The 15,672-nt window shown below is 41.7% G+C and carries 13 protein-coding genes; 3 read left to right on the top strand and 10 right to left on the bottom strand.

Annotation, left to right across the window (positions count from 1 at the left end; translation table 11 throughout):
* Positions 1-234: 234 nt before the first annotated feature.
* Positions 235-1,467, top strand: a complete 1,233-nt coding sequence (locus tag JMX63_RS09830; protein ID WP_201572198.1) for an 8-amino-7-oxononanoate synthase — start codon at positions 235-237, stop codon at positions 1,465-1,467.
* Positions 1,468-1,538: 71 nt separating this feature from the next.
* Positions 1,539-2,348 (top strand): methyltransferase domain-containing protein, encoded by an 810-nt coding sequence (locus JMX63_RS09825; protein ID WP_201572196.1) that lies wholly within the window; start codon positions 1,539-1,541, stop codon positions 2,346-2,348.
* 117 nt (positions 2,349-2,465) lie between these two features.
* Here the strand turns inward: JMX63_RS09825 and dnaK are convergent, their stop codons facing one another.
* Together dnaK and grpE are read right to left on the bottom strand one after the other, a co-directional pair.
* The gene (dnaK, locus tag JMX63_RS09820; RefSeq protein WP_057762214.1) at positions 2,466-4,406 is read right to left on the bottom strand and encodes a molecular chaperone DnaK; all 1,941 of its coding nucleotides are present in this window, start codon (positions 4,404-4,406) and stop codon (positions 2,466-2,468) included.
* 183 nt (positions 4,407-4,589) lie between these two features.
* Complete coding sequence (gene grpE / locus JMX63_RS09815) at positions 4,590-5,189, bottom strand: nucleotide exchange factor GrpE (protein ID WP_134292680.1); 600 nt, start codon at positions 5,187-5,189, stop codon at positions 4,590-4,592.
* A gap of 433 nt (positions 5,190-5,622) precedes the next feature.
* Between grpE and JMX63_RS09810 the strand changes: the two genes are divergently transcribed.
* Positions 5,623-7,035, top strand: a complete 1,413-nt coding sequence (locus JMX63_RS09810) for an alpha/beta hydrolase (RefSeq protein WP_134292681.1) — start codon at positions 5,623-5,625, stop codon at positions 7,033-7,035.
* Positions 7,036-7,075: 40 nt separating this feature from the next.
* Here JMX63_RS09810 and JMX63_RS09805 read toward each other — a convergent pair whose 3' ends face one another.
* From JMX63_RS09805 to thrC, 8 genes are all read right to left on the bottom strand, one after another.
* Positions 7,076-8,209 carry a metallophosphoesterase gene (locus JMX63_RS09805; protein WP_134292682.1) on the bottom strand — a complete coding sequence of 378 codons (1,134 nt, stop codon included), beginning with the start codon at positions 8,207-8,209 and terminating at the stop codon, positions 7,076-7,078.
* An 86-nt stretch (positions 8,210-8,295) separates the two neighbouring features.
* Positions 8,296-9,306, bottom strand: a complete 1,011-nt coding sequence (locus JMX63_RS09800) for a TIGR01777 family oxidoreductase (RefSeq protein ID WP_134292683.1) — start codon at positions 9,304-9,306, stop codon at positions 8,296-8,298.
* A 259-nt stretch (positions 9,307-9,565) separates the two neighbouring features.
* Positions 9,566-9,973, bottom strand: a complete 408-nt coding sequence (locus tag JMX63_RS09795; RefSeq protein ID WP_165597793.1) for a hypothetical protein — start codon at positions 9,971-9,973, stop codon at positions 9,566-9,568.
* Between the two features lie 134 nt (positions 9,974-10,107).
* Positions 10,108-10,569 (bottom strand): hypothetical protein, encoded by a 462-nt coding sequence (locus tag JMX63_RS09790; RefSeq protein WP_134292684.1) that lies wholly within the window; start codon positions 10,567-10,569, stop codon positions 10,108-10,110.
* A gap of 150 nt (positions 10,570-10,719) precedes the next feature.
* A complete protein-coding gene (locus tag JMX63_RS09785; RefSeq protein WP_134292685.1) occupies positions 10,720-11,349 on the bottom strand; it encodes an L-threonylcarbamoyladenylate synthase in 630 nt (209 codons plus the stop codon).
* Positions 11,350-11,466: 117 nt separating this feature from the next.
* Positions 11,467-12,717 carry a DNA-processing protein DprA gene (dprA, locus tag JMX63_RS09780; RefSeq protein ID WP_134292695.1) on the bottom strand — a complete coding sequence of 417 codons (1,251 nt, stop codon included), beginning with the start codon at positions 12,715-12,717 and terminating at the stop codon, positions 11,467-11,469.
* Positions 12,718-12,792: 75 nt separating this feature from the next.
* Positions 12,793-13,902 carry a LysM peptidoglycan-binding domain-containing protein gene (locus JMX63_RS09775; RefSeq protein ID WP_413775350.1) on the bottom strand — a complete coding sequence of 370 codons (1,110 nt, stop codon included), beginning with the start codon at positions 13,900-13,902 and terminating at the stop codon, positions 12,793-12,795.
* 325 nt (positions 13,903-14,227) lie between these two features.
* The gene (gene thrC / locus JMX63_RS09770) at positions 14,228-15,649 is read right to left on the bottom strand and encodes a threonine synthase (RefSeq protein ID WP_134292687.1); all 1,422 of its coding nucleotides are present in this window, start codon (positions 15,647-15,649) and stop codon (positions 14,228-14,230) included.
* Positions 15,650-15,672 lie beyond the last annotated feature (23 nt).

The following is a 15,672-nucleotide window of genomic DNA, read 5'->3' as shown; positions in this document are numbered from 1 at the left end:
TGTCTGCTAACGATGAATACATAGTAACAAACTATTTCAGACACTCTGTCAGTGTTTAATGGTACGAAAGTTAAGATTTGAAAGCGTTTATCAGTGTGTGGGTTACAAAGGCTTAGATATGAAACCTTTTGTTACATCCACCCAGTTTATGCAATAATCTGTACTCATTTCACAGTTTTCTTGCTATACAAATCAGCTAAATGTGGCTGATATAACAATAATTAGAGAGAAAAAATGCAAAATTCAATCATTGAGCGTTTGCAAACTGCACTTGCAGACTTAAAAGCAAAGCAGCAGTACCGTCAATTACCAAACCTGCAGCATGACGGACGATACGTTATTAGCAATGGTAAAGCTCTGCTTAATATCGCGAGTAATGATTATCTTGGCTTAGGCGGCGATACCGAGATGCAAGCTGAGTTTCTTACTCAAGTGGGACAGCTATCTACTATGCACACTCCTAAAATGAGTGCCACTTCCTCACGCCTACTCACAGGCAATGATATACAGTTAGAAGCTCTAGAAGAGGAACTGCAAAACTGGTATCAAAGCGCCATAGAGAAACAGAGTTCAACCAACTCCAAGTCGGTGCTGGTGTTGAACAGTGGCTATCATGCCAATCTAGGTATCTTGCCAGCATTAACAACTTTGCCAGTCAAGACACTTATTTTGGCTGATAAACTAGTACATGCCAGCATTATCGATGGTATGCGCTTAAGCCAAAGTAAATTTGTCACCTATCGTCGTTACCGTCACAACGATTATGAACATTTGGCCAAGTTTATTGAACAAGCAGACGAGACGGTTGAACGCATCATTATTGTCACCGAGAGTATATTTAGTATGGATGGTGACCGTGCTGACTTGGCTCAACTAGTACAATTAAAATCCAAAGATGCTCGTATTGAGCTGTATGTCGATGAAGCACATGCTGTTGGAGTGCTTGGCGATACAGGTCTAGGGTTGGCGGAAGAAACAAATACCTTGGCGGATATTGACTACTTGGTGGGTACCTTTGGTAAAGCATTTGCTTCAATGGGTGCTTATATCATGTGTGATGCATTCGTCAAACAATGGCTGATCAATACCATGCGTCCACTGATTTTTAGTACCGCACTCCCTCCGATAAACCATGCATGGACACGATTTATCTTAGCAAAAATGCCGACCTTAACTGACCAACGTGCGCATCTAGCACAGCTATCTACCACGCTTAGTAAAGCCATTGACCCACGGCACCGTGTATCGCCAACTGTAGAAGATATAGATTATCAATCTCCTATTATTCCTTATATATTAGGCGATAACGCGAGTACTCTTGCAAAAGCACAACAGTTGCAAGTAGCTGGATTTTACGCGCTGCCTATCAGGCCGCCTACTGTACCTGCAAACACTGCCCGTATTCGCTTAGTTATGAATGCCAAACTGACTAACGAAGACTGCGAGCGATTGATACAGCAGTTGTAACTTTATCGTTTGACACAAACTTTATTTCTACTATTGATAGATAACTGGCGCACTTGGACATAATAAAGCCTATGACAACATTCGACACAGCTGATGACCTCAGTGTTAGAAAACAAACCATCGCTCGCCACTTTGCCAATGCAAGTGACTATGACCAGCATGCTAGTATCCAGCAGACCGTTTGTCATTATTTATTAGACAGTATTGCTCATATCAAGCAAAGCAGTGTGCTAGAAGTGGGTGCAGGCACAGGTCAAATGACGCGCCTACTCGCTGAGTATATTCAAAGCCAGCACTGGCTTATCAATGAGTTATGTAGTGAGCAGACGGCTACATTGCAATCAATACTGCCAACTGCTGACGTAATGATTGGTGATGCTGAAACGATAGATTTAGCAGAAAATCATAGCTTGATAGTTAGTGCCAATGCCGTGCAATGGTTTGATAATCCGTTGAGTTTCGTCACGCAATCCGCGCAGCGTCTACAACCTGGAGGACAACTGGTCTTTAGTACTTTTACGCCCAATAACTTTTTGCAAATTAAGACGCTCACTGGTCAAGGACTGAGTTATCCAGACAGTGATGAGTGGCTGTTAGCATTAGACCGTGCTGGTTTTAAAAGCATTGAGATTTCAATTCAGCGCTTCGATTTACCATTTCCTACTCCCTACGCTATCTTAAAGCATATGAAACTCACCGGCGTATCGACCAATCAAACGCAAGTTAAATCAGAAGATAGCCAAACCTTTGTATGGACAAAATCGCGTCTACAGCAATTTGAGTCAGACTATTGGCAGCAATTCTCAGAAAAGGACGAAACAGGACAGCTCGTGGTCAATTTAACCTATGAAGTGCTAATAGTAAGCGCGTTTAAACTATAAGAACACGTCTTATTCATAAAAAAATAGCTAGCAGAAATAGTAAACGATAGAAAAAACAGCCATAAAAAAACGCACCCCGAAGGATGCGTTTTTTAATTTAACTAGTTAATGGCCGTATTATTTTTTGTCTTCGTCTACTTCAGTGAACTCAGCATCGACAACGTCGTCATCAGCTTTGTTGCTACCAGCATCGTCAGCACCTTGTTGGAACTGGCTTGGATCCATACCTTCTGCACCAGCGCCGCTATCAGCGTAGATTTTTTGGCTGATTGGCAAGAATGCATTGTCTAATGCTTCAAGCTTAGCTTTGATTTCGTCATGGTCATCTTCTTTCGCTGCAGCTTCAAGCTCAGTGATAGCAGATTCTACTGTTGATTTTTCTTCATCAGTGACTTTATCTTCTGCTTCTTTTAGCGCTTTTTGTACAGCATGAATACGACCATCTGCTTCGTTACGAACTTGCGCTAGGTTAGCGAACTTCTCATCTTCAGCAGCATTGGCTTCTGCATCGCGAACCATTTGTTCGACTTCTTCGTCCGACAAACCAGAATCCGCTTTGATTTGGATACTTTGCGCTTTACCAGTACCTTTATCGGTTGCAGAGATGTTCATGATGCCATCAGCATTGATGTCAAAAGACACTTCGATTTGCGGTAGGCCACGTGGTGCTGGTGGAATATCCGTCAAGTCAAAACGACCAAGCATTTTGTTTTGGTTAGCGATTTTACGCTCACCTTGATATACCTGAATCGTTACAGCTGGCTGGTTGTCTTCAGCCGTTGAGAATACCTGTGATTTCTTAGTAGGAATCATGGTGTTTTTCTCGATAACTGGCGTCATAACACCACCCATCGTTTCGATACCTAGGGTCAATGGCGTCACATCAAGTAGCAATACGTCAGTTTTGTCACCAGACAATACGGCACCTTGAATCGCTGCACCAGCTGCAACTGCTTCATCAGGGTTCACGTCTTTACGTGGCTCTTGACCGAAGAAATCTTGTACTTTTTGCTGTACTAGTGGCATACGAGTCTGACCACCGACCAAGATTACATCGTTGATGTCGCCAATTTTTAGGCCAGCATCTTCAAGTGCAGTCTTACAAGGACCCATTGTACGTTGTACTAACTCTTCAGTTAGGCTCTCTAGTTTAGAGCGACTGATAGTTACAACCAAATGCTTAGGACCACTGCTATCAGCAGTGATATATGGCAAGTTTACTTCAGTGCTTTGTGCACTTGATAGCTCAATCTTCGCTTTTTCTGCCGCTTCTTTTAGACGCTGCATCGCAAGAGAGTCCCCTTTTAGGTTAACGTCTTGCTCTTTTTTGAATTCAGCAACTAAGAAGTCAATCAATGCTGAGTCAAAGTCTTCACCACCTAGGAAAGTATCACCGTTGGTCGCTAGTACTTCGAACTGTTGCTCGCCGTCTACGTCTGCGATTTCGATGATTGAGATATCGAAAGTACCACCGCCCAAGTCATATACAGCAACAGTGCTATCGCCTTGCTTCTTGTCCATACCATAAGCAAGTGCAGCAGCAGTTGGCTCATTGATGATACGTTTTACATCAAGACCAGCGATTTTACCCGCATCTTTAGTTGCTTGACGCTGTGAGTCATTGAAATAAGCAGGTACAGTTACAACTGCTTCAGTCACGCTCTCACCAAGATAATCTTCTGCTGTTTTTTTCATTTTTTTCAAGATTTCAGCAGAAACCTGTGGTGGCGCAAGCTTTTTACCGTTGATTTCTACCCACGCATCGCCGTTGTCTGCTTTAGCAATTTTGTAAGGAACCATGCCAATGTCTTTTTGTACGACTTTGTCATCAAAACGACGACCGATCAAACGCTTGATCGCAAACAAAGTGTTACTTGGATTAGTTACTGCTTGACGCTTAGCTGACTGACCAACAAGCGTTTCGTCATCTTTATAAGCGACGATTGATGGTGTTGTACGAGTACCTTCAGCATTTTCGATGACTTTGACTTTGTCACCTTCCATTACTGCTACACACGAGTTAGTAGTACCTAAATCAATACCAATTACTTTACCCATAATCAATTGCTCCTAATTTGTTTTTAACTATAAATACTTATTTATCCAGACCGTAGTCGGTCACTTGTTGCTATATATCGGTTTACCCGTCGTATTTTTCAAGGCGATAATCACGCAAAAACTGTGTTTCATGTCATTTTTTGTGAAAAACCTTCATATTAGTAGGGTTTAGCCCTAAAAATATTACTGACCAACACGAACCATAGCTGGACGTAATAGACGACCGTTTAGGCTATAGCCTTTTTGTAAGACCGTACCAACTGTATCTGCCGCTGCTTCTGGGTCAATACCCACTGCTTCATGGAAGTCAGCGTTGAATTTTTCGCCTTGTGGATCGACCACTTCTACGCCGTTTTTGGTCAATACCGCAACCAATGCTTTGTACGTTAATTGCACACCTTCAGCGACTGGATCATTGGCATCGGCATTTTCGATAGCGCGCTCTAAGTTGTCAACGATGTCTAACAATTCTTTGGCAAATTTCTGTAATGCAAACTTTTTGCTCTTATCCGCTTCTTGCTCCATGCGTTTTTGCGCATTGTAAGCTTCAGCGTTAGCGCGTGCAGTACCTTCTTTAGCTTGTTTTACTTCGCCTTCTAGCTCAGCAATACGTGCTTTGAAAGTATCAAGGTTGATTTCGTTTTCGATAGTCGTTTCTTCACCTGAATTATTCTGTGGATCAAACTCTTTCATGGTTTCTTCTAAGATACTGTCATTGTGATCAATATTCTCATGTGCCACATTTTGGTCAAGATTTTCGTGGTTCGGGTTTTGCTCGCTCATGATAGCTCCTTGGAATTTCAATAATGAAGATTAAGAGACGGCACAGTAGACCAAATCATTACTGGTCCTACTATGCCATTATTAAATGCTCGATGTTTCTAACTCATTGTTTTTTTAATACGCTTCAATAGCTGCTTGATAAAGGTGATAAGGACAAATTTCAAGCCTAGAGCAAAGGAATTTTTACCATTTATGACAAATATTCGTGAAGTCTGGTTAAAGAGATGCATCTAACGTTTTTACTCCATGTCAATAAATCTCAATATTTGCTCACAAAAAGAACAAAAAACCACTATTTATTCCAATTGCTTTACGCTTATTAATCAAGCTATTACCAAACGATACGCTATTATTCTGCTAGCTATTTTATCATTGCTATAAATATTATCGCCCACACTCAAATGCACGCTAAAAATCATTTATGAGAGCTGTTATGTCTAATTCAAAAAATTTATCTATCAATACTTTGCTTAATAAAGCATTGATGACATTGCACTTAGCGTCAAAAGAAAATCCAGCGTCAAGAGAGTCATCGAACCAAGATGCACAAACGTATGACTCATTAGAAAAACGTCTGAGCGTTAAAGAAAAAATACTCGCTTATAACCCTGTAGCAAACTACCAGCCGCATACATTGCACTATGCAATGAAAAGTCTCGGTTACTTACCAGACCCTATTTTAGAAGGGGTGATTGGTTACCTAAAAGGTCCTAATTCAAAACAGTATCTGCATGCAAACGCTCATCTACGTCTCATCCTTGCAGTAAATAGTTACCTCAAAACACCGTTAGAACTAACTCCAATGCCGGAGTTGCGTGAGAGATTTACTGCTGATGCGGTAGCCATGCAGTCACCTAGAGTATGGCAGCAAGCCAATACGACTATGCTAAGCAATATAAAGCCCTTCACTAAAAAAAATGATTCACCTGTTAGTTGGAAAGATGAAACGATTGCCAATGCAGATGATGGCGACATGACTGTCCGTTGTTATAAAGCCGGTGGCAAAAAATCTGGTTTTAGAAGAAAACGTATCCATAATCCCGACGAAACAGTCATGCTGTTTTTTCATGGTGGCGGGTTCTGCATTGGTGATGTCGATACACATCACGAGTTCTGTCATGCGGTCTGTGAGCAGACTGGCTGGTCTGTGGTTAGTGTCGATTATCGCTTAGCGCCTGAATGTCCTGCTCCCGCAGCATTGAAAGACTGTATCACTGCATATGCTTGGTTGGTTGAGCACTGTCACACGTTGGGCGCACTACCCTCTCGTATCGTCTTGGCAGGTGATAGCGCAGGTGGTGGTCTATCAACTTTAATTGCGCAGCAGCTGACCGCACCGAGTAAAAGCGCATGGGCAGACCTAGGGATAGATGGACAGAGAATGTTTAATCTATTAGAAAAACTACCTAAACCCTTAGCGCAGATGCCTTTGTATCCAGTCACTGATATTGAAACAGATTATCCTAGTTGGGAGCTATATGGCGAGGGTCTATTATTAGATCATGCTGATGTAGCAGTATTTGATGCTGCTTGCCTAGAGAATAGCCCACTGCCTCGCCTACATATACTGAACTCACCTATGCTGGGTGATAATAGTAAAGTTTGCCCAACTTACATTGTAGCTTCCGAGCTCGATGTATTACGTGATGAGGCATTTGCTTATGCAAAGCAGCTGAAAGGTTACGGCGTTGCTGTAGAGACCTATACTGTGCTTGGTGCACCGCATGGCTTTATTCACTTTATGAGTGTTCACCAAGGTCTTGGACAAGAGACAAACAATATCATTCATGGTTTTAGCAGCTTTGTACGTGAGGTCATCAGTACGCAATCGCGGTTAGCTGCATAGACCGTTAGTTAGCCAGCCAATTATTGATTTGTATAATTAACTAATTTGTATTGCCAGATAGTGTAATCAACCAAATCTCTGAGCGCGATCCCAATCGAAAGGGAATGCCCCAAAAACCATAACCAGAGGACACGACGAAGTGTCCTTTACCAATCTGCTCATAGCCATAACCTACTCGATTAATAGCATTGACGATGAAATTAGCGGGGAATACTTGACCGTTGTGGGTATGTCCCGAGACTTGTAAATCTATAGGTAATTGACTGTGATTATCTATATCACTCGGTCTATGATCTAACAATATAACTGGCTGCGACGTATCTACTTGCGCAAGCAGATCGGTAGTTGCTACACGTTGACGTTTATGATTATCAAAACGTCCAACTAACCATACTGGTTGACCCTCATGCTCGATACAGAGCACCTCATCGTTCAATAGTTGTATACCTGCATTTTGCAGCGCTTCGCTTATAGGTCGCTCATGACCATACAAATCATGATTACCCAATGTTGCATAGACACCACGTGGCAGAATGCTGCACAGTTCTGCTAGATTTTGTTCCATATGATATTCATTAAAGGCATCTGTATTATCATCCATAATATCTCCTGGCATTAGCAGCATATCTACACCAGAGCGAATCATAAGTTGATGCAATCTATCTATGGCTTTTACACCAAATAATCGCCCTATATGCAAGTCACTAGCGACTGCAATGCGTAACGGCTTGGTTAAAGGTTTATCTATATTAATAGACAGCTTGCGTATGACAGGCGCATAGGCACTATATAATGAATGAATAAATAGTCCGACAAATAGGAATAGCGCTAGTACTCTTAGCCCTATAGCCATTTCATTCGATTGGTGCAACGTACTGTCTGATAAAGAAATGACCAGTAGATACCCTGCGTAAAGTAGACTCACTGCCAACGCCGTCAGTATCATAAAATGCATGACTAGCATCCACCCACTAATCCAACGATAACTGTTAGCAAAAGCTCTTTTTACGCTCAATACTAATAGGCCATTAGTAATAATAAATACACTGGCCCATATCGTCGTCTGTAATGTTGGCGTTATCCAAGGCTGGAGCCACCACTGTATACTTAATACTGTACCTAAGCTAAATAACTGCAATAACAGAAAGATGGTGAAGAAAAATGCGTAACGCATGGACTGGCCTTAAACATAAATACGGTTCAGTAATTGATTATCAGAAGATAGTTATTAATGTTTCACATGAAACAACTGCTATATAACTATTTTTGGTTTTCTAATGCTTGCTGGAGTGTCGAGTGTTTGAACGAATAACCTGCATCCAATAGCACTTGTGGCAGCACCTTTTGACCATCAATAAGTAACGTGGACATTTCACCAAACATTAGTTTAAGTAAAAATTCCGGTAAGGTGAAAAAAGTGGGACGATGTAGCCATGAGCCAAGCGCTTTCGTGAAGGTGTGATTGGTCACAGGATTTGGAGCAGTAAGGTTATATACGATTGCATTTCTATTACTTGCGGTACTGTTTGCAGTCTTGATAGTGCTGTCACTAATAGGTGCATTGTCTTGGGCTAAGCTATTGGGGTAATTGACATCTGATTCGTTAGTAAATTTAAGCTGCTGCTCAATAATAAAGATGACCGCACTAACCCAATCTTCACGGCTGATCCAGCTCATGATTTGTTGTCCATTACCCAACTGTCCACCGACACCAAATTTAAAGGGTAGCAACAATTTAGCCACCATTCCGCCCTCAGGGTGAATAACCACACCTGTTCTGACAATAGCTACTGGAACATCATGATCGGTCGCTTTAAGCGCTAATTGCTCCCATTCATCACATAATGTATGAGCAAAATCCGTCTCATAATCGCTGTTTTCAGTCAGTGGCTTGTCGCCCTGCGTGCCATACCAGCCAATCGCTGATCCGCTCACCAGTAACTTGGGTTTGGTACTAGCACGTGCGATAAAATCCAATATCGACTGAGTAGGTTTGATACGGCTCGCCATCAACTGCTCTTTACGATCATCGCTCCAACGAGAGTCAGCAATCCCAGCACCTGCCAAATTCAAGATGACATCAAAGCTCATATCAGACATCGCAAGCTCGTCATAAGTCATCATATTGATATCATCGGGATGTGGTTGACTGCTATCACGAGTTAACCAAGTAATCGTCACGTCTTTATTCTGCGCGCGATATCGTGCCATTAGCTCTCGACTAAAAGCACTTCCCAAAAACCCTGAACCACCACTAATCAAAACATTCATACCCTACTCCCTATATGCCTCAAATATCACCACTATGACTTATCTTTGAGTTACTTATTACTGAAGTACTTATCGTTCAATAAAAACTAGACTGTTATAACCATCGTCTACTTTTTTGTGGTTTTTATCAAAACGACTTTTACATGCTTTTGGTAAAGGAAGGTGAGGAATGAAAGGTTTACGAGGTCAAACATTGCACTTTGATAATTACTGTCAAAGATAGAAGTTTTTTTATTAAAAAAGTATCTTAATTTTTTGGCTAATATTGCAGACTTTGTTTAGGTTTAGGTAATGCGGACATACCCACAATCAAAGCACTTATACCTCCTACTAAGCTAATCGCCAACCATGTACGAGCATCTTGACCAATAAAAAATGTGGCATTAATAGAAAAACCAACAAGAAAAACTCTTACCCACCATCTTTTGGACTTATATGTTTGTTTGGAAGCAAGCCATATACCGCACAATAGTGTAGGCATTCCAATAAGAAATACACCTGCAATAAGGTAAAAAGGTATGGCTACAGCGTATGCCAGACCTATATCCTTATTCCACATTATCAGTGATACTAAAATAGGGAATAAGATCAACTGATATAGCGTACCTAAAGTTAAAAATAAAAATATCACCATTTTTTTTGGATAGTGGCTGTTGTTATCTAACATTAGTTTTAACTCATAAGTTGGTCAATTTGTGAATGGAAATAATATAGCTGTTATAACCCATTTCGAACTTTCTTGACCATCCAAACGCATCATAATATTTCAGAAATAGTTTGATCAGCTCTTTATTTAATGGCTCAGCCTACGTCTTCAATATTTTCTTTCAATACTGGTAAAGCTGACATACCTGCTAATACGGCACTTACTCCTCCAGTTAAACTGATAGAGAACCATATCACTAAACCAAATTTAGAAAATATAAACCAAACAAAAAATAAAGCATTAATAAGAACTCCCATAAAAAAAGTTCTTATCCACCACCCATCTTGTATGTATATTTCTTTATACGAATGCCACTTTCCCATCATTAATGTAGTTGGCATCGCAAACAAGCCACCTGCAATAAGATAAACTGGAAAAAACAGTATGAACAATAGGCCTATGCTGTTATCTGAGCTAAGAAGTGTCGCTATCCATGGAAAGATAATGAGCTCATACAGCGCACCTACGAATAAAAATAACTTAGTAACCTTCATTTTTGGATATTCAGCCAAACTTTCGTTCAAACTATGACTTGGCTGATTTAATTTATTTTTCATATGACTGCCTAAATCCTATTCAGGGCTACCGTCAGTATGTGATAAACAGTATTTGTGCCAGCATTATTGTAAAAATGTAGCTCATATAATAGAAAACATGTTGAGTAAGGCAAACAGGTAGCAAAAAAAAGTCTACATCTTTCTTGTCCACTAACGAATAACCAAGCCTGTCGTTGTGTCACGAATCTGGCTAGGTAAGGTATAACCCAATGTATCACCCTGCAAATAACCAATTTGCTCTTCGAAATAAGCATAGGCGGCATCAAAAGTGCTAGCAGGCGTTTGTCCTGATCGGTTGCAGCTTGTAGAAACCAATAGACCAAATGGATTCTGCTCACTGACCAGCTGTTGGCAAAGCTGGCGAACTGTAGGATGCGAGATAACTCGGACTGCAATAGTCTGATGCTGACCCGTAATCCACATGGGCACAGTGCTCGCAAGCGGCTGAGGAATCGGTAATAACCAAGTATGTGCTTGGCGATTGTGCTGTTCATCTCTACTATCGTCTGTCTGCCAACTATCAATAACCTGCTGGCGCTGCACTTCGTCTAAAGAGGCTAGCAAAGGTGCTAAGCGAGACACACTATCAGTAACGACTATCATGCCTTTGGCTTGTGGACGTTGTTTGATATCCAAGATACGCTGAACAGCTGCTTGGTCATAAGGGTCGCAACCAATACCCCAAACGCTTTCTGTGGGGTACGCGAGCAGTTGTCCTTCTTTTAGCCACTTAGCAGCTTGGATAGCAGAATTAGTAATAAGAGGTGTAGGTTGGCTCATGACTTAAACGGTTCGTAGAAGTAAATTCTAATAATACCATAAGAGAGATATTGTCTAGGAGAGTCTATAACTAAGGGCTATCTATGCCAGTGTCTAATAAGGAATATTTGCAATATTTTAAATGCGTAAATATCTTCCACCTTGTTCGCTGATAAGACCCATTAACTCAAGCTCCATTAGCTGACCAATCAACTGCGGCGGTGCAAGCTTAGTTGCACTAATAAGCGCATCTAAATCTTGCCCATGCCAGTCAAGCTGCTCATAGATTGCAGTTAAATGCTCAGGCACAATGACTGTGCTGCACGCAGGCTTTATCTCAGAGGATGGTTGCTGGCTAGTAGATTTGATTGAGTTTTTCTCTATATCAAACGCATCGGAAGTCTGAGTAACATTCGAGTGATTACTATTGAAAGTAGTAGCGTTCGCTGTTCTATAAGCGCTTTCATCATAGTCAAGCTGACCATTGACGTCTTCTAGTACTTGATGCGGATGATAAATCAAGGTCGCACCTTCACGTATCAAATGATGGCAACCCTCTGCATTACTATTATCAATATGACTGGGAATAGCAAAGACCTGTTTACCTTGTTCAGACGTGAGTCGTGCTGTGATAAGCGAGCCGCTTTTGATTGTCGCTTCCGTCACAATGGTCGCGAGACTCAGCCCAGCTACCAAACGATTGCGACGCGGAAAAGTATGTTTATGAGGCTGCGTATGCGGTAGTAGCTCACTGATAATGCAGCCACCTTGCTCAACAATTTGAGTAAATAACTGATCTCGATGATTGGGATAGTTCACATCGATCCCTGTACCCATTACACCAACCGTCCGTCCCTGATAGTCAGGGTCTGCCTGTGCTAATGCGCCTAAATGTGCGCGTTTATCCACACCCATAGCCAGACCGCTAGTAATAATATAGCCTGCTTGCGCTAAGTACTGCGCCATATCAAACGTGATTTTTTGCGCATGCGCGGTGGGTTTTCGGCTACCTACTATAGCGATTTGTGCTTGATGCAGGCGTGCGCTATTCCCACGATAAAATAATAATGGCGGCGGGTCGTAGATTTGTGAGAGTTGGGCAGGATAATCGGCGTCATCAGCGAATAGTAAACCATAACGCCCATCTATCAATGCTTGCTGAATCTTATCGATATTGGCGAGTGTTTGCTCTGGCTGTTCATGACGTTTGAGATGGGTATGATGAATACCGAGCTGCTTCCATGCCTCTACTTTGGCTTGCCAAGCAAGCTGCGGATAACCAAAAGAAGTGATCAGTTTGTGATAAGCAGATAACGACGCATTCACCTCATACCACAGCGCTAAGATAGCGCGCTGATCGTCGGATAAAGAAGAGGTGACTGCCGTCATTGTCATCTGTCTCGTATAGGCAAGCTTAGATTAGTATTTAGTTTAATATGTTGCTTAATACAGCCTTATAGCTATTTATAGATAAGGAGGTGGTAATAACTGATCGCCAATATTAAGTGGCAGCTCAGAATCAAGTACATAGGCATAGCTGATGTGGTCAAAGGTATTAAAAATCATCACCATACCGCTAGGCTCGTTTGGTAGACGTACAGGTGTGTCATTGTCCTTAGTATCACGTACCAAAGGCCCTTTTTGATAAACCGTTAGCACATCACCTGGCTTAGCACCTTGCAAGCTACCCAAGTTAATAGCGACCACACTACCCTTTGCAGCCGAGCTGATAGAGTCCATCACACGTACGATCATACCGCCGCGACTGACACTTGCAGGCGTTGGATAAAAGACAGGAGGAATAGCGTTGTCTAACTCTACAAAGACGCGATCCCCTTCACGCACTTCTTTGCCATAGCTATCGATAAGCTGCAAGCTAGTCACACCATTACTTTCTGTAGAAGTAACAAGACCAGTCGCTACCTGCGTAACTTCTAAACCGATCACTTCTTGCGTTTTGGGGTCTACATATAGCTCACCCTCACGGTAGACGCCGTAACGTTGGCCCACGATAAGCGGTACGCCTTTAGCATAGACCTTATCACCACGCGCAGTAATTAAGTTACGGTTTTTAGAAGCTAAAATATAAGGCGTGGTATTAAAGTCTTGGGGATTTACGATAAGCATTTTATCAAGCCAATGCTGAATAGCTGACCACGGAATAGGAGGAATGCTATTGGCCGTCGAGGTAATCGCGACCGTACTTGTACTTACACTTCCAGTAAGCTGCTTTTCAACGCCAGCACAGCCTTCACCAGTATCAACGCCAATCAGCGTTTTTCCTTGAATCACACAAAGGATAAGAACATCATTGGGGTAGATAAGGTTTGGATTTTTGATTTGCTTATTGGTGGCCCAAATTTCTTTCCAGCGCCAAGGACTGTCTAGATAGCGACCTGAAATATCCCATAAGGTATCGCCTTTTTTGACAATATAACGATTGGGCGCATCAGCTTTGATAGTTGGCGGCGGATTGTTAGCTTGAGCCGTGCTCATCAACATGGCACTACTAAATGTCGTAACTAATAATCCTTTTGCCAGTGCTTTTGCTGTCTTTTTTAAGCTCATCTTCATCGTTATATCCACAATATGTACCACTGTGTTCGACATAAAGAACTGTACTTAACTTATCACTGCAAAAACCTCTAAAATTAATAAAAGTTTAATTATATCAGCAATTTACAAGTAAAATTCTCATGGCAATTATAGGGTAACTGTTCAGTGTAATTGGCTAGAATAATTCCTAAAAAAGCGCCTAGCACGATGATGACTTGCTGACGCCGTTTCTAATATTACAATTATATCTACCATAACACAATCATAAACACTTTATTACAATGTTGTAACTTTTACGCGGATATTTTTCCTTGCTGATGATAAGCCTAAAGACCGTTATTACTTAAGCAGAATTCGGCGTGACATGTTGGCGGATTTGTTCAGCAACCAGCTCAGCCTTATTATCCAGTACCACTACGTGCTGTGATAAATCTTCTAACCCTTCAGTATGCGCTGGACGAGCGATATCTATTTGACCTACTGCTTCCACAATAGTATCCGCAAACTTAACGGGTAATGCTGTCTCTGCACAAACAATAAGTTCACCATCTAACTGTAGCTCTTTAGCGACCTTGATACCATCAGCAGTATGTGGATCAACCAATTCACCATGCTGCTCATAAAGCGCTTTGATAGTCTGCAAGCGGTCGCTATGAGTAGATTTACCAGCAGCAAAACCGTAGCGGTTATTAACTGCTTCCATTAATTCAGACAAGTCAAACCCTCGACCTGATTTTACGCCGTCAAACAATTCATGAACGCGTGCGCTATCTTTTTCTAATAGCAAATAAACAAAACGCTCAAAGTTAGATGCTTTTGAGATATCCATTGACGGACTAGAGGTTACATAGGTTTTTTCAGTCGGACGCGGCTGATAAGCACCTTGATTAAAGAAGTCATTTAAAACGTCGTTTTCATTGGTTGCGACAATCAGACGGTCAATTGGCAGTCCCATTTCGCGAGCGATGTGACCGGCACAAATATTACCGAAATTACCTGATGGTACGCTAAAGCTGACTTTTTCATCGTTGCTCGTCGTAACCGCAAAGTAAGCTTTAAAATAGTAAACAATCTGCGCTAGGATACGACCCCAGTTGATAGAGTTTACCGTGCCTAAATTATAAGCGGCTTTAAACTCAGCATCTTGCTGTAGCGCTTTGACTATGTCTTGGCAATCATCAAACATACCATCGATCGCAATGTTATGAATATTGTTGTCGGTCAAACTATACATCTGCGCACGTTGGAACTCACTCATTTTGCCGTATGGTGACAGCATAAAGACTTCGATGTTCTCTTTACCTCGCAATGCATACTCTGCTGCACTACCGGTGTCACCACTGGTCGCACCAATGATCGTAATACGTGCGTCTTTTTTCTTAAGCACATATTCAAAGGCATTGCCCAAAAACTGCATGGCAACATCTTTAAATGCCAATGTCGGACCGTTTGATAATCCTAGAATATATAAATTGTCTTCGAGCTTGCGGACAGGAACAATCTCGTCAGAGCCAAATACATCAGCAGTATAAGTGCGCTCAATGATATCTTGCAAATCAGCCACAGGAATATCAGTGGCAAAACGCTGCATAATCGCCATCGCAAGCTTTGGATAGCTGAGCGTACGCCATTCATCAAGGGTTGCACTATCGATATTTGGATAATGCTCAGGCAACATCAAACCACCATCTGGGGCAAGACCCATCAAAAGCACATCACTAAAATCCATCGGCGCTGTCTGACCACGGGTACTGATATATTTCATTAGATTGTCCTGTCTACAATAAT

Source organism: Psychrobacter nivimaris, assembly GCF_904846365.1.
In the GTDB taxonomy this organism is placed as follows: domain Bacteria; phylum Pseudomonadota; class Gammaproteobacteria; order Pseudomonadales; family Moraxellaceae; genus Psychrobacter; species Psychrobacter nivimaris_B.
Note: the sequence above shows the minus strand (reverse complement) of the source record. Positions and strands in the feature narration are given on the sequence as shown.

Coding starts and splice junctions, on each gene's coding strand:
- JMX63_RS09830 (WP_201572198.1), top strand. CDS start 235: ATGCAAAATTCAATCATTGAGCGTTTGCAAACTGCACTTGCAGACTTA.
- JMX63_RS09825 (WP_201572196.1), top strand. CDS start 1,539: ATGACAACATTCGACACAGCTGATGACCTCAGTGTTAGAAAACAAACC.
- dnaK (WP_057762214.1), bottom strand. CDS start 4,406: ATGGGTAAAGTAATTGGTATTGATTTAGGTACTACTAACTCGTGTGTA.
- grpE (WP_134292680.1), bottom strand. CDS start 5,189: ATGAGCGAGCAAAACCCGAACCACGAAAATCTTGACCAAAATGTGGCA.
- JMX63_RS09810 (WP_134292681.1), top strand. CDS start 5,623: ATGTCTAATTCAAAAAATTTATCTATCAATACTTTGCTTAATAAAGCA.
- JMX63_RS09805 (WP_134292682.1), bottom strand. CDS start 8,209: ATGCGTTACGCATTTTTCTTCACCATCTTTCTGTTATTGCAGTTATTT.
- JMX63_RS09800 (WP_134292683.1), bottom strand. CDS start 9,306: ATGAATGTTTTGATTAGTGGTGGTTCAGGGTTTTTGGGAAGTGCTTTT.
- JMX63_RS09795 (WP_165597793.1), bottom strand. CDS start 9,973: ATGTTAGATAACAACAGCCACTATCCAAAAAAAATGGTGATATTTTTA.
- JMX63_RS09790 (WP_134292684.1), bottom strand. CDS start 10,569: ATGAAAAATAAATTAAATCAGCCAAGTCATAGTTTGAACGAAAGTTTG.
- JMX63_RS09785 (WP_134292685.1), bottom strand. CDS start 11,349: ATGAGCCAACCTACACCTCTTATTACTAATTCTGCTATCCAAGCTGCT.
- dprA (WP_134292695.1), bottom strand. CDS start 12,717: ATGACGGCAGTCACCTCTTCTTTATCCGACGATCAGCGCGCTATCTTA.
- JMX63_RS09775 (WP_413775350.1), bottom strand. CDS start 13,902: ATGAAGATGAGCTTAAAAAAGACAGCAAAAGCACTGGCAAAAGGATTA.
- thrC (WP_134292687.1), bottom strand. CDS start 15,649: ATGAAATATATCAGTACCCGTGGTCAGACAGCGCCGATGGATTTTAGT.